Source organism: Streptomyces sp. NPDC030222 (assembly GCF_055573115.1).
In genome coordinates, this window is the sequence record NZ_JBVICA010000010.1 from 128,179 (window position 1) to 147,968 (window position 19,790).

Below are 19,790 nucleotides of genomic sequence, written 5' to 3' on the forward strand. Positions count from 1 at the left end.
GAAGCGGCAGGCTCCCATGCGACGGCATCGCCCGCCTCGCGAGCAGCACGACGGTCGGATGTGGTAGCCGAACACCGCTTCCGCCGCCCGAAGCCTCCGCGCCCCCAGCACAGCCCGGGCCGGCAGCCTGTCGCACCACCGCCCGCAAATTCACCGCAGGCGAGAGGGCCGACCGCCACCCTGCGGGCCGACAACAAGGGGCTATCGGCCCCGCGGTGCACGCTGTATCGCATCGGCGACCCGGACACCGCGCCGGCCCGCGCACGCCGCCTGAACACAGTCGAGCTGCCACGGCAGAGCGCCCGCACGTCCGAGCGGGTCGAGCGCGCGCCGGCTCACTGGACCGAATACTCGTTCACCGACCGAGTACCCGCCTCTGGTCAGTCGTCGAGCGTCCGGTAGACGGTGGTCCAGAAGTCCTGGTGGAGTCGGGGGGTGTCCGCGGAGTCCATGGCCGTCTGCGTCAGCAGAATCCCGATGAGCCGTTCCGCCGGGTCGGCGTACGCTGTCGTGCCCAGGCCGCCGTCCCACCCGAACTGCCCCACGGACGCGAGGTCACGGCGATGGGTGCGCACCGCCATGCCGAAGCCGTAGCCGCCGTGCCGTCCGAAGAGGTCACCGAACTGGTCCTTCTCGACCTTCTGCTCCGGCGTCAGGTGATCCATGGTCATCAGCTCGACCGAGGCGCGGGAGAGGACGCGCTCGCCTCCGTGGCTCCCTTTGTTCAGCAGCATCCGGTGGAACGCGTGGTAGTCGTCGACGGTGGAGACCAGACCGTCACCACCGGCCTCGAACACCGGCGGCCGGCTGTACTTACCGCCGACGGCCTCGTCCCAGGTCGTGAGTTCGCCGGTCTCCGGGTCGTGGGCATAGCTGGTGGGAAGCCGGTGCATCCGATCGGCGGGCACGTGAAACCCGGTGTCCACCATCCCCAGTGGCTCAAACAGCCGCTCGCGCAGGAACTCCCCGAAGGGCCGGCCCGCCACTCTCGAGACGAGGACCCCGAGCACGTCTGAGCCGACGTGGTACTGCCACCGTTCGCCGGGCTGGTACATCAGCGGAAGAGCGCCCAGCTGCTTGATCCACTCGTCCGGTCCGACCGTCGGCCAGTTCGCGGTCCCGTCACCGATGACGCCCCGCTCCCGGACGGCGACCTGGATCGGGTACGTGTCCGGCGGAGCCGGCACCAGACCGAAACCGAAGGTCAGGGTCAGCAGATCGCGCACGGTGATCGAGCGCCGGGCGGGCACGGTGTCGTCCAACGGGGCGTCGATCCGCGCCAGCACCCGCCGGTTCGCCAGCTCGGGCAGCCAGGTCTCGACCGGGTCGTCCAGTCGCAGTCGGCACTCCTCGACCAGGATCATCACCGCCGCGGCAGTGACCGGCTTGGTCAGTGAGGCCATGCGGAAGAGGGTGTCCCGACGCATCGGCGCACCACCCGGAGCCCCCGCAGTTCGCCGGTCACCGCGAGCAGCGCCGTCCGGCGATCCGCCCTCCGATCCACCGTGGAGTCCGGCGTCCGATCCGCCGCCCGAACGGCCAACCGACCGAGCATCCGATCGATGAGCCGCGTGCAGGGTGCCCAAGGCCTCGACGTGCATCTGGTCGCCCCTGCCGACCAGGGCGACCAGTCCGGGAACCGCCCCGGACTCGACGTAACCGGCAAGCACCTCGCGCATCCGGTGCAGCCCCGCTCGCGAAAGCCCACCGTCCGTGCCGCCACTCAGAGCCCAGTTACCCCGCTCGTCCCAGCTCACGGTCTGTCTGGTGGCCTGTGACATGTCGTCCCCTTGTGTTCACTTTGATCGCCGGGTTGGTCGTCCGGCCTGCCCCTTCAGCATTTCGCCTGGCCGTCGGGGGAACAACGGGAGATCACGAAAGGCCGGATAACCTGCCGCTTATGGATCGTGGTGCGTCGTCACAGCGCCGAGGGGGACGGGACGGGACGGGTGGAGCTGAGGGACATCGAGATCTTCCTGACGCTTGCGGAAGAACTTCATTTCGGCAGGACGGCCCAACGGCTGCACGTGTCGCAAGCGCGGGTCAGCCAGGCTCTCAAGAAGCAGGAACGAGGCGTCGGGGCGCGGTTGTTCGAGCGCACCAGCCGAAACGTGCGGCTGACCCCGCTGGGCGAGCAACTGCGCGAGGACCTGCTACCGGTCTACCGGGGGCTACAGGAGAGCGTGGAGCGGGCCAGGCTCGCCGCGCGGGGCACGACCGAGGTGCTACGCGTGGGCATGCTGCCCAGCAACGCCCACGATCTACGGCCCTACTGGGAGGCGTTCCGCGCCCGCCACCCGCAGTGGGCCCTGCGCATACGGCACAACCCGTTCATCGACGCGTTCGGCCCGCTGCGGCGGGGAGAGATCGACGTCCTGGTCGCCTGGCTGCCCGTGGAGGAGCCCGACCTCACGGTGGGGCCGGTCATCTACACCGAGCACGCGGTGGCACTCGTCGCCCACGACCACGAACTGGCCGTCCGGCCATCGGTCTCCCTGGAGGCCTTCGGCGATTTCGGCATTTGGCAGGGCCCGGCCGGACCCGATTACTGGGCGGACGCCTTCACGCCCTTCCAAACCCCCAGCGGCCGCCCGATCGAACGCCACAGCCCGGTCGTCAAGAGCCTGGACGACTTGTTCACCCAGGTCGCCGCCGGGGGCGTCATCCACAACCTGGGCGCCCACGTCACCCGCTACCACGCCCGCCCCGACATCGTCTATCTGCCCATTCACGACTGGCCAGGCCTGCGCTGGGGCCTGGTCTGGCGCAGCGACACTGAGTTCGCCCCCGTCCGGGCACTTGCCCAGGTTGTGGGGGACTTGGGTACGGCGAGGCACTGAGAGTGAAACGTGGACCGCTCCCCGTCCGCGTGCCAGGTGTATCGACCCGCAGCGTTGTTCGCGCGTCACCGCTCTCGGCGGCACCCTGCACACCGGACCGTCACTCGACAGCGCCTGGGACGCCCGGGCGGTGCTCCCGGCCGGGGACGGGACGGCCGGCAGGACGGGACAGCGGGGCGGGTGAACGCCCCCGGGCGGTCATGCTGCCGTCGGGGCGGTGCAGCTGTCGCTCAGGAGCGCGTGCCGGTACGCCCGGTCGGGGCCACCGGGACCGGATCGGCGGGCCGGGGCAGGAGCGCGCCGTCGATGCGCAGGTCGACACGCATCGCGGCGTCGACGCTGTGGCCGCCGCCGGCGCAGACGCCCAGGGTGCCGATGGGCTCCGGGTCGACGTAGTCCAGGGACTGGATGTGGTCGATCGCAGCGCGGACGTCCTCGACGCGGGCGTAGGGGTCCTCCAGGTGGTGCGGCTCGCCGCCGCTGTCGCCCTGGAGGGAAGCTCCGTCCTCACCCGTGTCACCCTGCTCGGTCCGCAGATGCGCCCAGCCCTCGCCGGCGTCCGGCCAGCCGGGGCGCACGATCGTGTACGGGGCGCCGCTGAGCCGTACGAGGCGCTCGGAGCGGTGCTTCCAGTCCAGGGCGTGGCCGCCGTCGTGGAAGTAGTGGTCGCGGCGGGTGACGAAGATCGTCATCTGGAGGACCATCCGGGGCCGGCGCTCCTCGAGCACGTGCAGGACGTTCGTGACGCCGCCGTAGTCGATCTCGGTGCCGGGAGGCAGGACTTCACGGGCACGGGCACGGGATTCGCTGCGCGCGAGCGCCACGGGGGTCGGACCGCGGGCGGTCGCCGCGGCGGTGACCTCGGCCAGCAGGTCCGGCAGCACCGGCAGCAGCTCGGCATCCGTGCATGGGCGCAGCCCGGCCCGGGCGGCCTTCTTGAGGACCTCGCCGATCCGGGCGTCGCAGAACGGAACCGTCCCTTCGGGCGGCAGGCCGTTCCACGGCAGCGGGTGCCAGGTGCCGTCGCGTTCGATGAACACCTGGCGGCAGTCCCTCGGGTCACGGCGCACCGCCCACTTCCCCGCGTGCCGGCCGCCCCGGGGCGCCGGGACGCGGCGGCAAGGATCGAGGGCGGGGCTGTGCGCCCCGTACCAGGGGCCGCCCACCTTCACACCGCGCCGGGCGTCGACCTTCACGAAGTGCACTGGCAGCAGCTCGTAGTACAGCGCCGGTGGCGGGATCTCCAGCGCGATCACCACGATCCCCGACCCCACCGCCCCAAGGGCCCCGGACCTGGGCGACCGCGACTTCGTCGCCGCGGCACCCAACCGCTGCTGGGTCGCCGACTTCACCCACGTCGCCACCTTCTCCGGCGTCGTCTACGTCGCCTTCGTCGTGGACACCTTCTCCCGCCGCATCGTCGGCTGGTCCGCCTCCACCACGAAGCAGACCCGGCTCGTCCTGGACGCCCTGGACATGGGTCTGTGGCAACGCGACCGCGACCAGTACCCGCCCCTGCCAGGCGAGTTGGTTCATCATTCGGACGCGGGCTCGCAATATACGTCGTTCACGCTCGCCGAGCACTTGGAGAAGGCCGGCATCGCCGCCTCGATCGGATCGGTCGGCGACGCGTACGACAACGCGCTGATGGAGTCCACAATCGGGCTGTTCAAAACCGAGGTGATCAAGCCGCAACGGCCCTGGCGATCCCTCGCCCAGGTCGAGCTGGCCACCGCCGAATGGACCGACTGGTACAACCACACCCGGCTCCACGGTGAGATAGGGCACATCCCGCCCGCCGAATACGAAGCCAACCACTACCTGAGCACCACGAAACCCCAGGTCACAACCAACTTCTGAGGTACCGGCTCAAGGGCCGGTGTACGGGCGGATACCTCCATGCCACCATGACAGCCCGCCCGAGCGTCCTCCCGAGTGACTTCCGCGAAAACCCTGCAGGTGAGAGCGGCGACCGCTGGCCTGCCGGGCCACCCCAGACGCTCACGGGCCAACTCGACCGCTCATGGGCCAACTGAAAGACTCAGTCTCACACGACCGGAGGCAGCTGACGGGCGTCATTGCATAAAAGTTCGACGCTGCGTATAGTCATGCCATCGATGAGGAGGATTTTCGATGGTCGTACGTGCCGCGGTGGCCGGAGCGAGCGGATACGCAGGCGGGGAACTGCTGCGTCTGCTGCTGGCCCACCCCCGGGTGGAGATCGGTGCTCTGACCGGCAATACCAACGCGGGTCAGAAGCTCGGGGCGCTCCAGCCGCACCTGCTGCCGCTGGCCGGGCGCGTGCTGGAACCCACCACCGCCGAGGTGCTCGCAGGGCACGACGTGGTCTTCCTCGCCCTCCCGCACGGCCAGTCCGCGGCCGTCGCCGAACAGCTCGGCGACGACGTCCTGGTCGTCGACATGGGCGCCGACTTCCGGCTGGGGAACGCCGCCGACTGGGAGAGGTTCTACGGTTCCGCCCACGCCGGGACCTGGCCGTACGGCCTTCCCGAGCTGCCGGGTGGCCGCGCCGCGCTGGAGGGGGCCAGGCGCATCGCGGTGCCCGGCTGCTACCCGACCGCTGTGTCGCTGGCGCTGTTCCCGGCCTACCAGGCCGGACTAGCCGAACCCGAGGCCGTGATCACCGCCGCCTCGGGCACCTCAGGTGCCGGCAAGTCGCCCAAGCCGCACCTGCTCGGCTCCGAGGTCATGGGCTCCATGAGCCCGTACGGTGTCGGCGGCGTCCACCGGCACACCCCGGAGATGGTCCAGAACCTCAGCGGCGCCGCCGGTGAACCCGTCACCGTCTCCTTCACGCCCACCCTCGCGCCCATGCCCCGCGGCATCCTCGCCACCTGCAGCGCCAAGGCGAAGCCCGGCACGACGGCGGCGGACGTGCGGTCCGCGTACGAGAAGGCGTTCGCCGACGAGCCCTTCGTCCACCTGCTGCCCGAGGGCCAGTGGCCGGCCACCGCCTCGGTGTACGGCTCGAACGCCGTCCAGGTGCAGGTCGCCCACGACGAGCAGGCCGGCCGCATCATCGCGATCAGCGCCATCGACAACCTCACCAAGGGCACCGCGGGCGGCGCGGTGCAGAGCATGAACATCGCCCTCGGACTCCCCGAGGAGCTGGGACTTTCCAGGATCGGAGTCGCACCGTGAGCGTCACGGCAGCACAGGGATTCACGGCGGCCGGCATCGCCGCCGGAATCAAGGGGAACGGCAACCCGGACCTGGCCCTCGTGGTCAACAACGGGCCGCGCCGGGCCGCCGCGGGCGTCTTCACCTCCAACCGTGTCAAGGCCGCCCCCGTCCTCTGGTCCCAGCAGGTCCTCAAGGGCGGCGAGGTCACCGCGGTGATCCTCAACTCCGGCGGCGCCAACGCCTGCACCGGCCCCAAGGGCTTCCAGGACACCCATGCCACCGCCGAGAAGGTCGCCGACGTCCTCGGACACAACGCCGGCGAGGTGGCCGTCGCCTCCACCGGGCTCATCGGGGTCCTCCTCCCCATGGACAAACTGCTTCCCGGCGTGGAGAAGGCCGCCGAGGCCCTCAGCGAGCACGGCGGCGAGAAGGCGGCCATCGCCATCAAGACCACCGACACCGTCCACAAGACCGCAGTCCACCAGGGCGACGGCTGGACCGTCGGAGGCATGGCGAAGGGCGCCGGCATGCTCGCCCCGGGCCTCGCCACCATGCTGGTCGTGCTGACCACCGACGCCGACGTCGATTCCACCACCCTCGACAAGGCCCTGCGGGACGCCACCCGCACCACCTTCGACCGGGTCGACTCCGACGGCTGCATGTCCACCAACGACACCGTGCTGCTGCTGGCCTCCGGCGCCGCAGGGGTCGTCCCGGCATACGACGCCTTCGCCGAGGGCGTCCGGGCCGTCTGCGACGACCTGGCCCGCCAGCTCATCGGCGACGCCGAGGGTGCGAGCAAGGACATCCGCATCGAGGTGATCAACGCCGCCACCGAGGACGACGCCGTCGAAGTGGGCCGCTCCATCGCGCGCAACAACCTGCTGAAGTGCGCCATCCACGGCGAGGACCCCAACTGGGGCCGGGTCCTCTCCGCCATCGGCACCACCGAGGCGGCCTTCGAACCGGACCAGCTGAACGTCGCCATCAACGGCGTCTGGGTCTGCAAGAACGGCAGCGTCGGCGAGGACCGCGAACTCGTCGACATGCGCTACCGGGAGGTCCGTATCACCGCCGACCTCGCCGCCGGGTCCGAGTCCGCCGTCATCTGGGCCAACGACCTCACCGCCGACTACGTCCACGAGAACAGCGCGTACTCCTCCTGAGGACTCAGAGCAGCCATGAGCACCCGTAAGCACACCGCCCTCCCCAAGGCCCAGACCCTCATCGAGGCCCTGCCCTGGCTGACCCGCCATCACGGCAAGACCGTCGTCATCAAGTTCGGCGGCAACGCCATGGTCGACGACGCGCTGAAGGCCGCCTTCGCCCAGGACGTGGTGTTCCTGCGGCACGCCGGCCTCAAGCCCGTCGTCGTGCACGGCGGCGGACCGCAGATCAGCGCACAGCTCGACAAGCACGGCCTGGTCAGCGAGTTCAAGGCGGGCCTCCGGGTCACCACCCCCGAGGCCATGGACGTCGTACGGATGGTCCTCGCCGGACAGGTCCAGCGGGAACTGGTCGGACTCCTCAACCAGCACGGTCCGCTCGCCGTCGGCATGACGGGCGAGGACGCCCATACGATCACCGCCACCCAGCACTACCCGGAGATCGACGGCGAGTCCGTCGACATCGGCCGGGTGGGGGAGATCACCGCCATCGACACCGGAGCCATCGAGGCGCTCCTGGAGGACGGCCGCATCCCGGTCATCTCCTCCATCGCCCGCTCCGCCGAAGACGGCCACGTCTACAACGTCAACGCCGACACCGCGGCCGCGGCCCTGGCCGCGGCACTCGGCGCCGAGACCCTGATGGTCCTCACCGACGTCGAGGGCCTCTACGAGGACTGGCCGAACAGCGACGAGGTCATCAGCAGGCTCACCGCCGGCCAGCTGGAGAAACTGCTGCCCGACCTGTCCAGCGGCATGGTCCCCAAGATGGAGGGCTGCCTGCACGCCGTACGGAACGGCGTCAGGACCGCCCGGGTCATCGACGGCCGGGTCCCGCACTCCATCCTGCTGGAGATCTTCACCGACGAGGGCATCGGCACCATGGTCGTGCCCGACGCAGAGGGGGAATGATGAGCAACCAGCAGCTGTCGCAGCGCTGGCAGTCCGTCATGACGGACAACTACGGCACGCCGAAGCTGTCCCTCGTCCGCGGCCGGGGCGCGCAGGTGTGGGACGCGGACGGCAAGGAGTACACCGACTTCGTCGGCGGGATCGCCGTGAACGCGCTCGGCCACGGCCACCCGGCCGTCGTCGAGGCCGTGTCCCGGCAGATCGCCTCGCTCGGCCACATCTCCAACCTGTTCGTCGCGGAACCGGCCGTGGCACTCGCGGAACGGCTCGTCCGGCTGCTCGGCCGCCCCGGACGCGTCTTCTTCTGCAACTCCGGCGCCGAGGCGAACGAAGCCGCGTTCAAACTGGGCCGGCTGACCGGACGCCGCCACATGGTCGCCACCCAGGGCGGTTTCCACGGCCGGACCATGGGCGCACTCGCCCTCACCGGCCAGCCCGCCAAGCAGGAACCCTTCCGGCCGCTGCCCGGTGACGTCACCCATGTCCCGTACGGCGACGTCGAAGCGCTCCGCGCCGCCGTCACCACCGACACCGCGCTCGTGGTCGTCGAACCGATCCAGGGCGAGAACGGCGTCGTCGTCCCGCCGCCCGGCTACCTCAAGGCCGCCCGGGAGATCACCCGGTCCACCGGAACCCTCCTCGTCCTCGACGAGGTGCAGACCGGCATCGGCCGGACCGGCACCTGGTTCGAGCACCAGGCGCACGGCGTCGAACCCGACATCGTCACCCTCGCGAAGGGCCTGGGCGGCGGTCTGCCGCTCGGCGCGACGGTCGCGTTCGGCCCGGCCGCCGACCTCTTCCGCCCGGGCCAGCACGGCACCACCTTCGGAGGGAACCCGGTCGCCTGCGCCGCCGGACTCGCCGTCATCGAGACCCTCGGCGCCGACGGCGCGCTCGACGAGGTCAAGCGGCTCGGCGAGAAACTCCGCAGCGGGATCGAAGCCCTGGGCCACCCCTTGGTCTCCCATGTCCGTGGTGCGGGCCTTCTGCTGGGTATCGTGCTCACCGAGTCCCTCGCGCCCCAGGTGCAGCAGGCGGCTCAGGATGCCGGATTCCTGGTGAACGCACCCGCCCCCGACGTCGTACGGCTCATGCCACCGCTGATCATCGGTGACGACGAGGCGGACGCGCTCCTCGGGGCACTCCCCGGCATTCTCGACAGGACCCACGGGGACGGACGAGCCGGAGAATGAGACCACGATGACCGAGGCGCAGGACCACGAGCAGGCCGGCCCCGCCGTACCGCAGACCCGCACCGCCCGCCACCGCCGGATCGTGGACATCCTCAACCGGCAGGCCGTGCGCTCGCAGAGTCAGCTGGCGAAGCTGCTCGCCGACGACGGACTGAGCGTCACCCAGGCGACGCTCTCCCGGGACCTCGACGAGCTGGGCGCGGTGAAGATCCGTAACACCGGCGGGGAGCTGATCTACGCCGTACCGAGCGAGGGCGGGTTCCGCACCCCGAAGGTCCCTCTGGGCGAGTCCGCCAAGGAGGAGCGGATGCGCCGGCTCTCCGGCGAACTCCTCATCTCCGCCGAGGCGTCCGCCAACCTCGTGGTCCTGCGCACTCCGCCGGGTGCCGCGCAGTTCCTGGCCTCCGCGATCGACCAGGCCGAACTCCACGACATCCTCGGCACCATCGCCGGCGACGACACCCTGCTGCTCATCAGCCGCGACCCGGCGGGCGGGCAGGCCCTCGCCGACCATCTGCTGCGCCTGGCCCAGAAGAGCCAGTAACCGGGCGGGACACGGGGGGACTTCGTCGGCGTTCCGTGTCGGTGGAACCGGTGGCCGTCGCGGCGGCCACACGCACACGTTTTCCATGGTCCGGAACCGCCGGACGTGCGGGGGCCACCGCTGTGCGGCGGAACCGCCCGGGGCGAAGAGGCCGTCCGAGCGACGCTTCCCGTCCAGAAGACGCGAACGGCTCTTACTGCTGGGACGGCTCGTACTCGGGACCTCGTACTGCTGGGACGGCTCGTACGCCTGGGACGGACGGGGTGGTCGAGTCGGCTCTGACGCGGACCCCGTGGCCGTGTGCGACGGGCCCCGAACCCCCCGCGGCTCTAGGCTGAAACCGAGCCGGTCGCCCGATCGGTCAGGTTCCGTGCCGGCCGGCCACTCGCAGCGGATGCCGAGGGGCGTCCGTGTCGCCGGGGGTCCGCTGAGGAGGCGACCATGGCGCAGAACAGTCCGCGTTCGGTGGCGGCGGCCCGCGTACTGGCCAGGCTCGCGCTGCTCGCCGCGGCGGCGGCGGTCGGGGCGCTGCTGGCCGTGATCGGCGACGGAGGTCTGCTGATCCTGGTGGGCGGGCTCGTGGGTCTCGCCGTCTCGGCCGCCGGGTCGTGGTGGGTCCTGGCGTACCGGGGCCTGTTGCGTGCCGTCGGAGTCCTGTGCGTCCTGGCGGCGCCGGTCGGGGTGATCCTGCTCTACAGCTGGAACGGGCTGTGGGTGGCGGCCCTCGTGGTGACCGCCCTGTGGGGCCTCGCGCTCGCTCTCGCCCGCGAGTCGCTGCGCCGGATCCGGCCGCCACGTGCGATGCAGGGCGTACGCCGTGCCCTCCCGGGCAGCCCCGTACTGATCATGAACCCGAAGTCGGGTGGCGGGAAGGTCGGACGGTTCGGCCTGGCGGAGAAGGCGGAGCGGCTGGGGGCCCGGGTGGTCCTGCTGGACCCCGACGCCCCGACGGACGTCGCCGAGCTCGCGCGGCGTGCCGTGGCCGACGGCGCGGACCTGCTCGGCGTGGCAGGCGGCGACGGCACCCAGGCACTGGTGGCCGCCGTGTCGGCCGAGCACGACATCCCGTTCCTGGTGATCTCCGCGGGCACGCGCAACCACTTCGCCATGGACCTGGGGCTGGACCGCGAGGACCCTTCCCGGTGTCTGGACGCGCTGACCGACGGCGAGGAACTACGGGTGGATCTGGGGGTGGTGGCCGACCGCGCGTTCGTCAACACCGTCTCGTTCGGCGTCTACGCCGAGGTCGTCCGGAGCCCCCAGTACCGAGACGCCAAGGCGGGCACCGCCCTGGACACCCTGCCGGACCTCCTCGTCGGCAATCCCGACGTCCGGCTCGACGCGCACGTGGACGGCACCCGGCTCACCTCCCAGCAGGCCGTCCTGGTCAGCAACAACCCCTACGCGGCCGCCGACGTGCTCGCCGCGGGCAGCAGGCCCAGGCTGGACGCGGGGAAGCTGGGCGTCCTGGGAATCCGGGTGGACAGCGCCGCGCACGCCGCCGAGGTGGTCCTGCGCGGCACCCAGGCGGCCGGGCTGACCGCGCTCACGGCCCAGCGGGTCCGGGTGACCTCCGGCGCACCGGAGATCGCGGTCGCCGTCGACGGGGAGGCACTGAACCTGCCTTCCCCGGTCGAGTGCTCGATCCGCCCCGGGGCGCTGCGGGTCCTGGTGCCGCGCCACCGGCCCGGAGTCCCGGTGGCCGCTCCGCCGCTGAACTGGCGCCGGATCGCCTCGCTGGCCTTCAGCCGCTCCTCCCACCCGTCGCGGGCGGGGGACGAGAACCACGTCGGGGGACATACCGGCGGAGACGGCCGGGCACGCGCAGAGGAACGCGTTGAGGAACGCGCTGAGGAACGCACCGGGACACGCACCGACAGGCACACCGGCGAGCAAGCCGACGGGCACCCCGGGGGACACCCCGGAAGCCGCCCCGGAGGCAGTGACGACGGACGCGCCGGGGGCCATGCCGAAGGACACGCCGATGACTGACGAGTCACACACCCGCAGGGGCAGCACCACGCGAGGCGTCGCCGGGACGGCGTCCCGGCGCCGCGGACCCGGCGCGGCGGAGGTTCTGAGCGATCTCAGGACCATCGACGGCGCCGTCTACGCCGCGGTGGCCTCCACCGAGACACCGGCGCTGGATACCGGGATGCGGCGCCTGTCGGCCGCCGCCGACCACTCGAAGATCTCCCTCGCGGTCGCAGGGCTGCTGGCGCTGCGCGCCGGGCGGACCCGGCGGGCCGCGCTGCTGGGCGTCACCGCCATCGGGGTGGCTTCGGCGACGGCGAACCTGCTGGGGAAGCGCATGGTCCGCCGCGCACGCCCGGACCGGGAGGCGGCCCGGGTGATCGTGGGCCGGCACGTACCGATGCCGAAGTCCGCGTCGTTCCCCTCGGGTCACACCGCGTCGGCGGTCGCCTTCGCCACGGCGGTGGGCATCACGCTCCCGGCGGCCTCGGCCCCGCTGACCGCGCTGGCCTGCGCCGTCGGTTACTCCAGGATCCACACCGGCGTCCACTACCCGGGCGATGTGGCCGCCGGCGCCGCCCTCGGACTGGTGTCCGCCGCGGTCGTCGTAGCCGGCGCGCACCGCTGACGGGGCGGGGAAAGCCCGGGCGACGAGCAGCCGCGGGTGACTCCCCGCCGACGGCGCGCCCCGGGGACCGGTCGTGCTCACCGGCATCGCGTGCTCACCAGCCTTGCGTGCTCACCGCATCACCAGGAGGGCCACCCCTCAGATAGCGCGCGATCGCCAGCGGTCCGGTCGCCGTACCGATCGCGATGTGGGGGCGGCGGACCGGGTCGGCCCACGCGAGGATGCGGTCCATCGCCTCGGCCGGGACGGAGACGCAGCCGGCGGTCGCGCCACGGCCGTGCACGTGCAGGAAGATGCCGGCGCCGCGGCCGCGCACCGGACGGTGGTAGTTGAAGCCGATCACCAAGGCGCGCGCGTACTGCGGGTCGTAGTCCCGCAGGTGCTCGGACTCCGTGGCCCGGCAGTCCGGAGGCAGTCCCTCAACCCAGCGGTTGTACGAGCGCGACTCGTTGTCCTGGCACCACCAGGACTGGTCCGTCACCCGCCGGTAGACGTGACGGGTGCCCGCCGGGCGCGGCGCGATGCCGAACGCGAACGGCAGGTCGTAAAGGCCCGTCGGGGTGGTCGAGGTGCCCTGCTCGCGGGTCGCCCCGTCGGCGAGCCCGTTCGCCCCGAAGCGGGCCTCGGCCGACCCCGCCGCCACCCAGCGGCCGGCTGCCGTGCGGTTCCACCAGGTGAGACGGCCCGTGGTGGAACCCGCCTCGGGAGCCACCGCCGTCAGCAGTTGCTTCGCGGCGCCTGCGATCCGCGGGGACGGGGACGGCGGCGCGTCGGCGCCACCGGGGACGGCGGTCAGGCACAGCAGCAGGCAGGCGGCGAGGAGTCCGGGCAGCATGGTGCCGACCGTAGGCCGCCGTGCCCGGGACCGCCGCCCCGGCTACGCCGTCCGGCTGTCAGACCGTACGCGGAGGGAGGGGCACGGGCCGCGCGGGCAGTCCGTCGAGGCCGACCCCGACATGGTCGTTCCGCTCGCAGTACGCGGCGAACTCCTCGCCGGTCTTGCGGCCGAAGTGCTCGGCGTGCTGCGTGCGCTCCTCCCGGTACTCCATGTACGGCACGGCGAATCCGCAGGTGTCGGCGATGCGGCGGACGGCAACCACGACGTTCTCCCGGACATGTGCGATCGTTTGGGCTCAGCTTCCTCCGAAATCCAGGTGGGCGAGCGTGAGTTCGTCCAGCAGCACGAGGCTGCCCGACCGCCCTTCGGGGGACAGATTGACGTGACCGTCGGCGGCGAGCGACCGGCTGTTCCTCGATGAACGTGTGCATCCGGCCCTTGATGCGTTCGTACGGTTGTTCCATGAGGGATTGTCCATCCTTGCCCAGGCCGGGATGTGACGATCGATTCCTGACGACGGCGGGCTTGATCGGCGGCTGCCCGGTCAAGGGCGGTCCGGCCGACGTGGGCACCGGCCCGGTCACGGCGTCGCTGTCGGCCCGTCGTTCCCCGGCAGCGCCCGCAGGCGCCGCACCGGCGAAAGCATGACGGGCAGCCACACCAGAGCCAGGCAGATGCCACCGGCCCACATCGCCGCGCGGACGCCGACGAGTTCGCCGATCAGACCGGCGAGGGCCGCCCCCAGGGCGAGTGACCCCGTCAGCAGGAATCTGAAGGTGGCGTTCATCCGGCCGAACAGCGGTGTAGGTGTCATACGCTGCCGCAGGCTGACCGTGAGGACGTTGTCGATGCCCGTTTTGCAGGTCGTCAGCAGCCATCCGGCCGCGGCCGCCACCAGCCACGGGCCGGGGCCGACGAGCGGCACCAGCAGCCCGGCGGGGGCGGCCAGCAGGCCCCCCAGGGCCAGTGTGGGGCCCAGCCCGATCCGTCCGGACACGGTCCCGGCGAGCCGGGACCCGACGAGCACGCCCACTCCGCCCAGCGCCCAGAAGAGTCCCAGTGCCCCGGCCGAGAGCCCCAGCTCGCGGGTGAACACCAGGGGCAGCACGGTGTTGGCGAACTGCAGGCCCATATTGGTGAGGGCGCCCGACAGGGCGAGCGCCCGGAGTTCCCGGCTGCCCCATACGTGCCGCAGCCCGTCGGCGACCTCGGACCACAGCCGGGTCCGCCCGTTCGTGCGGCAGGGCGGGGCGTCCGTATGCCGGATCCGGACGAGCGCCAGAGCGGAGCCCAGGTGGCCCGCCGCCTGCACGGCAATGGCGAGCGGCGCGGTCATCAGCTGCACGAGCCAGCCGCCGGCGCCGCGCCCGGCCACGTTGGCAGCGGCCGTCAGCCCGACCAGTCCCGCGTTCGCGGTCAGCAGTCCGCCCGGTGCGACGAGATGCGGCAGCCGGCTCTGGGAGGCCACATCGAAGAACACGGTGGCGATCCCGGCGAGCAGTACCACGGCGTACAACTGCTCCACCGTCAGTACGCCGAACGCCCAGCACAGCGGCACGGACGCGAAGAGCCCGGCCCTGGCAAGCTCGGCGGCGATCATGAGTCTGCCGTGCCGCATCCGGTCCACCCATGCCCCCGCGGGCAGGCCCACGAGCAGGAAGGCGCCGGTACCGAGGGCGGCGAGCAGTCCGGCCTGCCCGGGGCCCGCACCCAGCACGGTGACGGCGACGAGCGGGATCGCCACGTATCCCACCTGGGTGCCGAGCTGTCCGGCGGCGACTGCGGTGAAGTGACGGCGGAAGTCGGGCCGTTGCCACGGGGATTCGACGGTCTCGGACGCATGGGTGACGGTCATGCCGTGCACCCTGCACACCGGTGCGGCGAGCGCTCGATTGATTTAGTCTCACCGGAATCCTCGTGCCCGGGGGCACCGCAGCCGCAGAACCCTCGGGCCGGGATCCAGCGGGATCAAGCGGGTCCGCCGGTGCCGGGTCCAGGAGGCCGGGGACGGCTGGGATATCTCATGGAGGCCGGATGCTGGAGCTGGAGTTCACCGCCGCCGACCTGGCGCACACGCGTTTCGCCCTGTCGCCGCTCTGGGAGGTGATCGCCGGCGTCCGTGTGCTGGCCGACCCCGCGAGCCACCCCCTGCACCGGCCCTGGGCCGTGCGCGTCCGCGCCGCGCTCGACGGCTCCCGGCTCGACTGGCGGCTGCTCGCCGACCTGGTGCCCGTCCCCACCCGAGTGATCCCCGCCTTCGTCTGCCCGCCGCCCACGACATCCCTGCCCGAGCTCGGGGTGGAACTGGCAGTGCTGCGCGCCACTACCGCCGCGACGGTGCGCGCCGGGCTGGACGCCCTGCCCGCCACCGGCTCCCCGCGCATCGTCGCCCTCCGCGAGGACCCGGTCGCCGGTCTCGCCCGACTCGCGGAGATCATCGAGGCGTTCTGGAGGATCGCGCTCGCCCCCTACTGGCCGAGGATCAGGGCCCTGCTGGAGGGCGACGTCCTGTACCGCTCGCACCGCCTGGCCGAGGGCGGTCTGCGACGGCTGTTCGACGACCTCGATCCGCAGGTGACCTGGGATACCGGCACGCTCAAGGTCACCCACCGCCATGCGAGCGGCCCGCGGCGACTGGACGGGCGCGGTCTGCTGCTGGTCCCGTCCGTCTTCATCTGGCCGCGGGTCTTCTCGGTGACGCAGCCGCCCTGGCAGCCGACGCTGCGCTATCCGCCGCGCGGCATCGGCTCGCTCTGGGACCGTCCGGCCACCGAGCCGCCGCAGGCGCTCGCCGCGGTGATCGGGCGCTCGCGGGCGCTGCTGCTCGCCGAGCTGACCGCACCCGCGTCGACGACCGAACTGGCGCGGCGCACCGGTCTGTCCGCGGGCGGGGTCTCCCAGCATCTGACCGCGCTGCGCGACGCGAAGCTGGTCAGCGCGCACCGCCTCGGGCGCACGGTGCTCTACGCGCGCACCGACGTGGCGGAGGCGCTGCTCGCCTGAGGCCGCTCGCCCGACGCCCTCGCCCGACGCCCTCGCCCGGCGCGCTGCGCGCGAAGCGATGCCCGCAGAGCCGTGGCGAGGCCGGTCCGGGCGCTCCGGGTCCGGCGCGTGGACATACGCGGCTTCCGGCGTCGAGGCCGACCGCCGGCGAAGCGCAGCCCGCCTCACGACGGCAGGCGCGCCCCTTGCCCGACGCACCGCTCACCACCGCCCGCGGCCCACCCGACCGACGGACTCCCGATGGTGCCACGGGTCGCCCGTCGGCCCTCGGACCGTTCCTCGAGTGCCGGCAGCCCTGACGAGGTGGCGTCACGGGCGGCCGCCCGCCGCCCCCTCGGACCTCTCCTCGCGGGCCAGCAGTCCCGAAGCGAAGATCGCCACGAGCATCTCCTGAACGTCCCGGCGGACGGTGTCGGGGTCCATCTCGTACTCGGCCGCCAGTTCCCGTACGGTGTCCTCCGCCGTACACCCGGCGAGCAGCGCCTCGAGCACCCGGGCCCCGGTGTCGTTCAGCGCCCATGACCTTCCGCGGGGCCCGTCGGACAGCGCCAGTCCGTCCGGTGTCCGCCGCGAGGTCACCCCTCGGCGCAGTCTGAGAGTCATGGCCTCGCTCCTACGGCCCGTCCTGCCCGGCGCGCCGTTGACAAAACATACGGAGCTCTGCATAGTTATACCCATCAGCGCATGCACCGTAAGGAGAAACCCGTGACCGAGCGCGTCGTACTCGCCTACTCGGGCGGCCTGGACACCTCCGTCGCCATCGGCTGGATCGCCGAGGAGACGGGCGCCGAGGTCATCGCCGTCGCCGTCGACGTCGGCCAGGGCGGCGAGGACCTGGACGTCATCCGCAAGCGCGCGCTCGCCTGCGGTGCGGTCGAGGCCGAGGTCGCGGACGCCAAGGACGAGTTCGCCGACGAGTACTGCCTCCCGGCGATCAAGGCCAACGCGCTCTACATGGACCGCTACCCGCTGGTCTCGGCGCTCTCCCGGCCCACGATCGTCAAGCACCTCGTGGCCGCCGCGAAGAAGCACGGTGCCTCGATCGTGGCCCACGGCTGCACCGGCAAGGGCAACGACCAGGTGCGTTTCGAGGCCGGCATCGCCTCGCTCGCGCCCGGCCTGAAGTGCATCGCCCCGGTCCGGGACTACGCCATGACCCGGGACAAGGCCATCGCCTTCGCCGAGAGGGCGAACCTGCCGATCGCGACCACCAAGAAGTCCCCGTACTCCATCGACCAGAACGTCTTCGGCCGGGCCGTCGAGACCGGCTTCCTGGAGGACATCTGGAACGCGCCGATCGAGGACATCTACGAGTACACCTCCAACCCGGCCACCCCGCGCGAGGCCGACGAGGTCGTCGTCTCCTTCAAGGAGGGCGTCCCGGTCGCGATCGACGGCAAGCCCGTCACCGTGCTCCAGGCGATCCAGCAGCTCAACGAGCGGGCCGGAGCCCAGGGCATCGGCCGGATCGACATGGTCGAGGACCGGCTCGTCGGCATCAAGTCGCGCGAGGTCTACGAGGCACCCGGCGCGATCGCGCTGATCACCGCCCACCAGGAGCTGGAGAACGTCACCGTCGAGCGCGAGCTGGCCCGCTACAAGCGGCAGGTCGAGCAGCGCTGGGGCGAGCTCGTCTACGACGGCCTGTGGTTCTCCCCGCTGAAGCGTGCCCTGGACGGCTTCATCGACGAAGCCAACCAGCACGTCACCGGCGACATCCGGATGACCCTGCACGGCGGCCGTGCCGTCGTCACCGGCCGCCGGTCGGACGAGTCGCTGTACGACTACAACCTCGCCACGTACGACACCGGCGACACCTTCGACCAGTCCAAGGCCCAGGGCTTCATCGACATCTTCGGCCTGTCGTCGAAGATCGCCGCACGGCGGGACCTCGCCGGCGGAGCCTGACGCCGAGGCCCTGCGCCGCAGGGCCCGCACCCGGCCGAGCAGGCCGCGTGACCCGGACCGGTCACGACTCGTTCGACAGCCGCCTCCCCGTACGCACCGCGGCGGGGAGGCGGCCGTACATCCACCCCTCCCTGAGGAGCTTTGAGCGTGAGCAGCAACAACGGTGACGTCCGGCTCTGGGGCGGCCGCTTCGCCGACGGCCCCGCCGAGGCGCTGGCGAAACTCTCCGCGTCGGTCCACTTCGACTGGCGGCTCGCCCCGTACGACATCGCCGGGTCCCGTGCCCACGCCCGGGTGCTGCACAAGGCCGGACTGCTCAACGAGGACGAGCTGACCCGCATGCTCGCCGGTCTCGACCGGCTCGAAGCCGATGTCGCCGACGGCTCGTTCGTGGGCACCGTCGCCGACGAGGACGTGCACACCGCCCTGGAGCGCGGTCTGCTGGAACGGCTCGGCGCGGAGCTCGGCGGCAAACTGCGGGCCGGCCGGTCCCGCAACGACCAGGTGGCCACCCTCTTCCGGATGTACCTGCGCGACCACGCCCGGGTCATCGGCGGCCTCGTCGCCGACCTCCAGGACGCCCTCGTCGGCCTGGCCGAGGACCACCCGGACGTCGCGATGCCCGGCCGTACGCACCTCCAGCACGCCCAGCCCGTCCTCTTCGCCCACCACGTCCTCGCGCACGTCCAGGCGTTCTCCCGGGACGCCGAGCGGCTGCGTCAGTGGGACGAGCGCACGGCGGTCTCGCCCTACGGCTCGGGTGCGCTCGCCGGCTCCTCCCTCGGCCTCGACCCGGAGGCGGTGGCGAAGGACCTCGGCTTCGAGCACGGGTCAGCGGCCAACTCCATCGACGGCACGGCCTCCCGTGACTTCGTCGCCGAGTTCGCCTTCATCACCGCCATGATCGGCGTCAACCTCTCCCGCATCGCGGAGGAGATCATCATCTGGAACACGAAGGAGTTCTCCTTCGTGACCCTGCACGACGCCTTCTCGACCGGTTCGTCGATCATGCCGCAGAAGAAGAACCCGGACATCGCGGAGCTGGCGCGTGGCAAGTCCGGCCGGCTGATCGGCAATCTGACCGGCCTCCTCGCCACCCTCAAGGCGCTTCCGCTGGCCTACAACCGGGACCTCCAGGAGGACAAGGAGCCGGTCTTCGACTCCTGCGACCAGCTGGAGGTGCTGCTGCCCGCGTTCACCGGCATGCTGGCGACCCTCACCGTCAACCGCGCCCGTATGGAGGAGCTGGCCCCGGCCGGGTTCTCGCTCGCCACCGACATCGCCGAATGGCTGGTGAAGCAGGGCGTGCCGTTCCGGGTGGCGCACGAGGTGGCGGGGGAGTGCGTGAAGGAGTGCGAGGCCCACGGGATCGAGCTGGACCAGCTCACCGACGAGCAGTTCGCCAAGATCTCCGAGCACCTGACCCCCGAGGTCCGGACGGTCCTCAGTGTCCCCGGCGCCCTCGCGTCCCGCAGCGGCCGCGGCGGTACGGCCCCCTCGGCCGTCGCCGTCCAGCTCGCCGAGGTCAAGAAGGACCTGGCCGTACAGCACGCCTGGGCGTCGGCGAAGAAGCAGTGACAGAGGAAGCAGTGGCAGAGGAAGCACAGAGGAAGCAGGGACGGGGTAGCCGGTAACAGAGG

At 71.7% G+C, this 19,790-nt stretch carries 17 protein-coding genes and 1 pseudogene; 12 read left to right on the forward strand and 6 right to left on the reverse strand.

From position 1 onward, the window contains the following. Nucleotides 1–380 precede the first annotated feature (380 nt). On the reverse strand, nt 381–1,679 hold the full coding sequence (locus ACZ4Z5_RS16830) for a serine hydrolase domain-containing protein (protein ID WP_468263231.1): 1,299 nt from the start codon (nt 1,677–1,679) through the stop codon (nt 381–383). 231 nt (nt 1,680–1,910) lie between these two features. Here ACZ4Z5_RS16830 and ACZ4Z5_RS16835 point away from each other — a divergent pair, with 231 nt between their 5' ends. Beyond that, complete coding sequence (locus tag ACZ4Z5_RS16835) at nt 1,911–2,840, forward strand: LysR family transcriptional regulator (protein WP_468262942.1); 930 nt, start codon at nt 1,911–1,913, stop codon at nt 2,838–2,840. Between the two features lie 230 nt (nt 2,841–3,070). Here ACZ4Z5_RS16835 and ACZ4Z5_RS16840 read toward each other — a convergent pair whose 3' ends face one another. Further along, on the reverse strand, nt 3,071–4,192 hold the full coding sequence (locus tag ACZ4Z5_RS16840) for an NAD(P)H-binding protein (RefSeq protein ID WP_468262945.1): 1,122 nt from the start codon (nt 4,190–4,192) through the stop codon (nt 3,071–3,073). Between ACZ4Z5_RS16840 and ACZ4Z5_RS16845 the strand changes: the two genes are divergently transcribed. From ACZ4Z5_RS16845 to ACZ4Z5_RS16880, 8 genes are all read left to right on the forward strand, one after another. Beyond that, complete coding sequence (locus ACZ4Z5_RS16845) at nt 4,134–4,700, forward strand: IS3 family transposase (RefSeq protein WP_468263234.1); 567 nt, start codon at nt 4,134–4,136, stop codon at nt 4,698–4,700. The genes ACZ4Z5_RS16840 and ACZ4Z5_RS16845 overlap by 59 nt on opposite strands. 273 nt (nt 4,701–4,973) lie before the next feature. Next, on the forward strand, nt 4,974–6,002 hold the full coding sequence (gene argC, locus ACZ4Z5_RS16850) for an N-acetyl-gamma-glutamyl-phosphate reductase (protein WP_468262948.1): 1,029 nt from the start codon (nt 4,974–4,976) through the stop codon (nt 6,000–6,002). Continuing rightward, nucleotides 5,999–7,150, forward strand: a complete 1,152-nt coding sequence (argJ, locus tag ACZ4Z5_RS16855) for a bifunctional glutamate N-acetyltransferase/amino-acid acetyltransferase ArgJ (protein WP_468262951.1) — start codon at nt 5,999–6,001, stop codon at nt 7,148–7,150. The genes argC and argJ overlap by 4 nt, the downstream gene beginning before the upstream one ends. A 15-nt stretch (nt 7,151–7,165) precedes the next feature. Next, complete coding sequence (gene argB, locus ACZ4Z5_RS16860) at nt 7,166–8,062, forward strand: acetylglutamate kinase (RefSeq protein ID WP_468262954.1); 897 nt, start codon at nt 7,166–7,168, stop codon at nt 8,060–8,062. Beyond that, entirely contained in the window at nt 8,062–9,255 is a 1,194-nt protein-coding gene (locus ACZ4Z5_RS16865; protein WP_468262956.1) for an acetylornithine transaminase, read from the forward strand. Before argB ends, ACZ4Z5_RS16865 begins: the two co-directional genes overlap by 1 nt. Before the next feature lie 7 nt (nt 9,256–9,262). Then, nucleotides 9,263–9,799 carry an arginine repressor gene (locus tag ACZ4Z5_RS16870; protein ID WP_468262959.1) on the forward strand — a complete coding sequence of 179 codons (537 nt, stop codon included), beginning with the start codon at nt 9,263–9,265 and terminating at the stop codon, nt 9,797–9,799. Between the two features lie 441 nt (nt 9,800–10,240). Further along, a complete protein-coding gene (locus ACZ4Z5_RS16875; RefSeq protein ID WP_468262962.1) occupies nt 10,241–11,791 on the forward strand; it encodes a diacylglycerol/lipid kinase family protein in 1,551 nt (516 codons plus the stop codon). Then, nucleotides 11,784–12,401: a phosphatase PAP2 family protein gene (locus tag ACZ4Z5_RS16880; RefSeq protein ID WP_468262965.1), complete on the forward strand. Its 618-nt coding sequence runs from the start codon at nt 11,784–11,786 to the stop codon at nt 12,399–12,401. The genes ACZ4Z5_RS16875 and ACZ4Z5_RS16880 overlap by 8 nt, the downstream gene beginning before the upstream one ends. 94 nt (nt 12,402–12,495) lie before the next feature. Here ACZ4Z5_RS16880 and ACZ4Z5_RS16885 read toward each other — a convergent pair whose 3' ends face one another. The 3 genes and pseudogenes from ACZ4Z5_RS16885 to ACZ4Z5_RS16895 all read right to left on the reverse strand — a co-directional run bounded on the left by ACZ4Z5_RS16885 (nt 12,496) and on the right by ACZ4Z5_RS16895 (nt 15,094). Further along, on the reverse strand, nt 12,496–13,236 hold the full coding sequence (locus ACZ4Z5_RS16885; protein WP_468262967.1) for a L,D-transpeptidase family protein: 741 nt from the start codon (nt 13,234–13,236) through the stop codon (nt 12,496–12,498). A gap of 58 nt (nt 13,237–13,294) precedes the next feature. After that, nucleotides 13,295–13,703: pseudogene (locus ACZ4Z5_RS16890) on the reverse strand (hypothetical protein). Nucleotides 13,704–13,819: 116 nt separating this feature from the next. Further along, the gene (locus tag ACZ4Z5_RS16895) at nt 13,820–15,094 is read right to left on the reverse strand and encodes an MFS transporter (RefSeq protein WP_468262970.1); all 1,275 of its coding nucleotides are present in this window, start codon (nt 15,092–15,094) and stop codon (nt 13,820–13,822) included. Nucleotides 15,095–15,273: 179 nt separating this feature from the next. Between ACZ4Z5_RS16895 and ACZ4Z5_RS16900 the strand changes: the two genes are divergently transcribed. After that, on the forward strand, nt 15,274–16,242 hold the full coding sequence (locus ACZ4Z5_RS16900; RefSeq protein WP_468262973.1) for an ArsR/SmtB family transcription factor: 969 nt from the start codon (nt 15,274–15,276) through the stop codon (nt 16,240–16,242). A 309-nt stretch (nt 16,243–16,551) separates the two neighbouring features. Here the strand turns inward: ACZ4Z5_RS16900 and ACZ4Z5_RS16905 are convergent, their stop codons facing one another. Continuing rightward, nucleotides 16,552–16,845 (reverse strand): lasso peptide biosynthesis PqqD family chaperone, encoded by a 294-nt coding sequence (locus tag ACZ4Z5_RS16905; protein WP_468262976.1) that lies wholly within the window; start codon nt 16,843–16,845, stop codon nt 16,552–16,554. Between the two features lie 102 nt (nt 16,846–16,947). On the opposite strand from ACZ4Z5_RS16905, the gene ACZ4Z5_RS16910 reads away from it, so the two are divergent. Further along, entirely contained in the window at nt 16,948–18,150 is a 1,203-nt protein-coding gene (locus tag ACZ4Z5_RS16910; protein WP_468262978.1) for an argininosuccinate synthase, read from the forward strand. A gap of 147 nt (nt 18,151–18,297) precedes the next feature. Then, on the forward strand, nt 18,298–19,728 hold the full coding sequence (gene argH, locus ACZ4Z5_RS16915; RefSeq protein ID WP_468262980.1) for an argininosuccinate lyase: 1,431 nt from the start codon (nt 18,298–18,300) through the stop codon (nt 19,726–19,728). Nucleotides 19,729–19,790 lie beyond the last annotated feature (62 nt).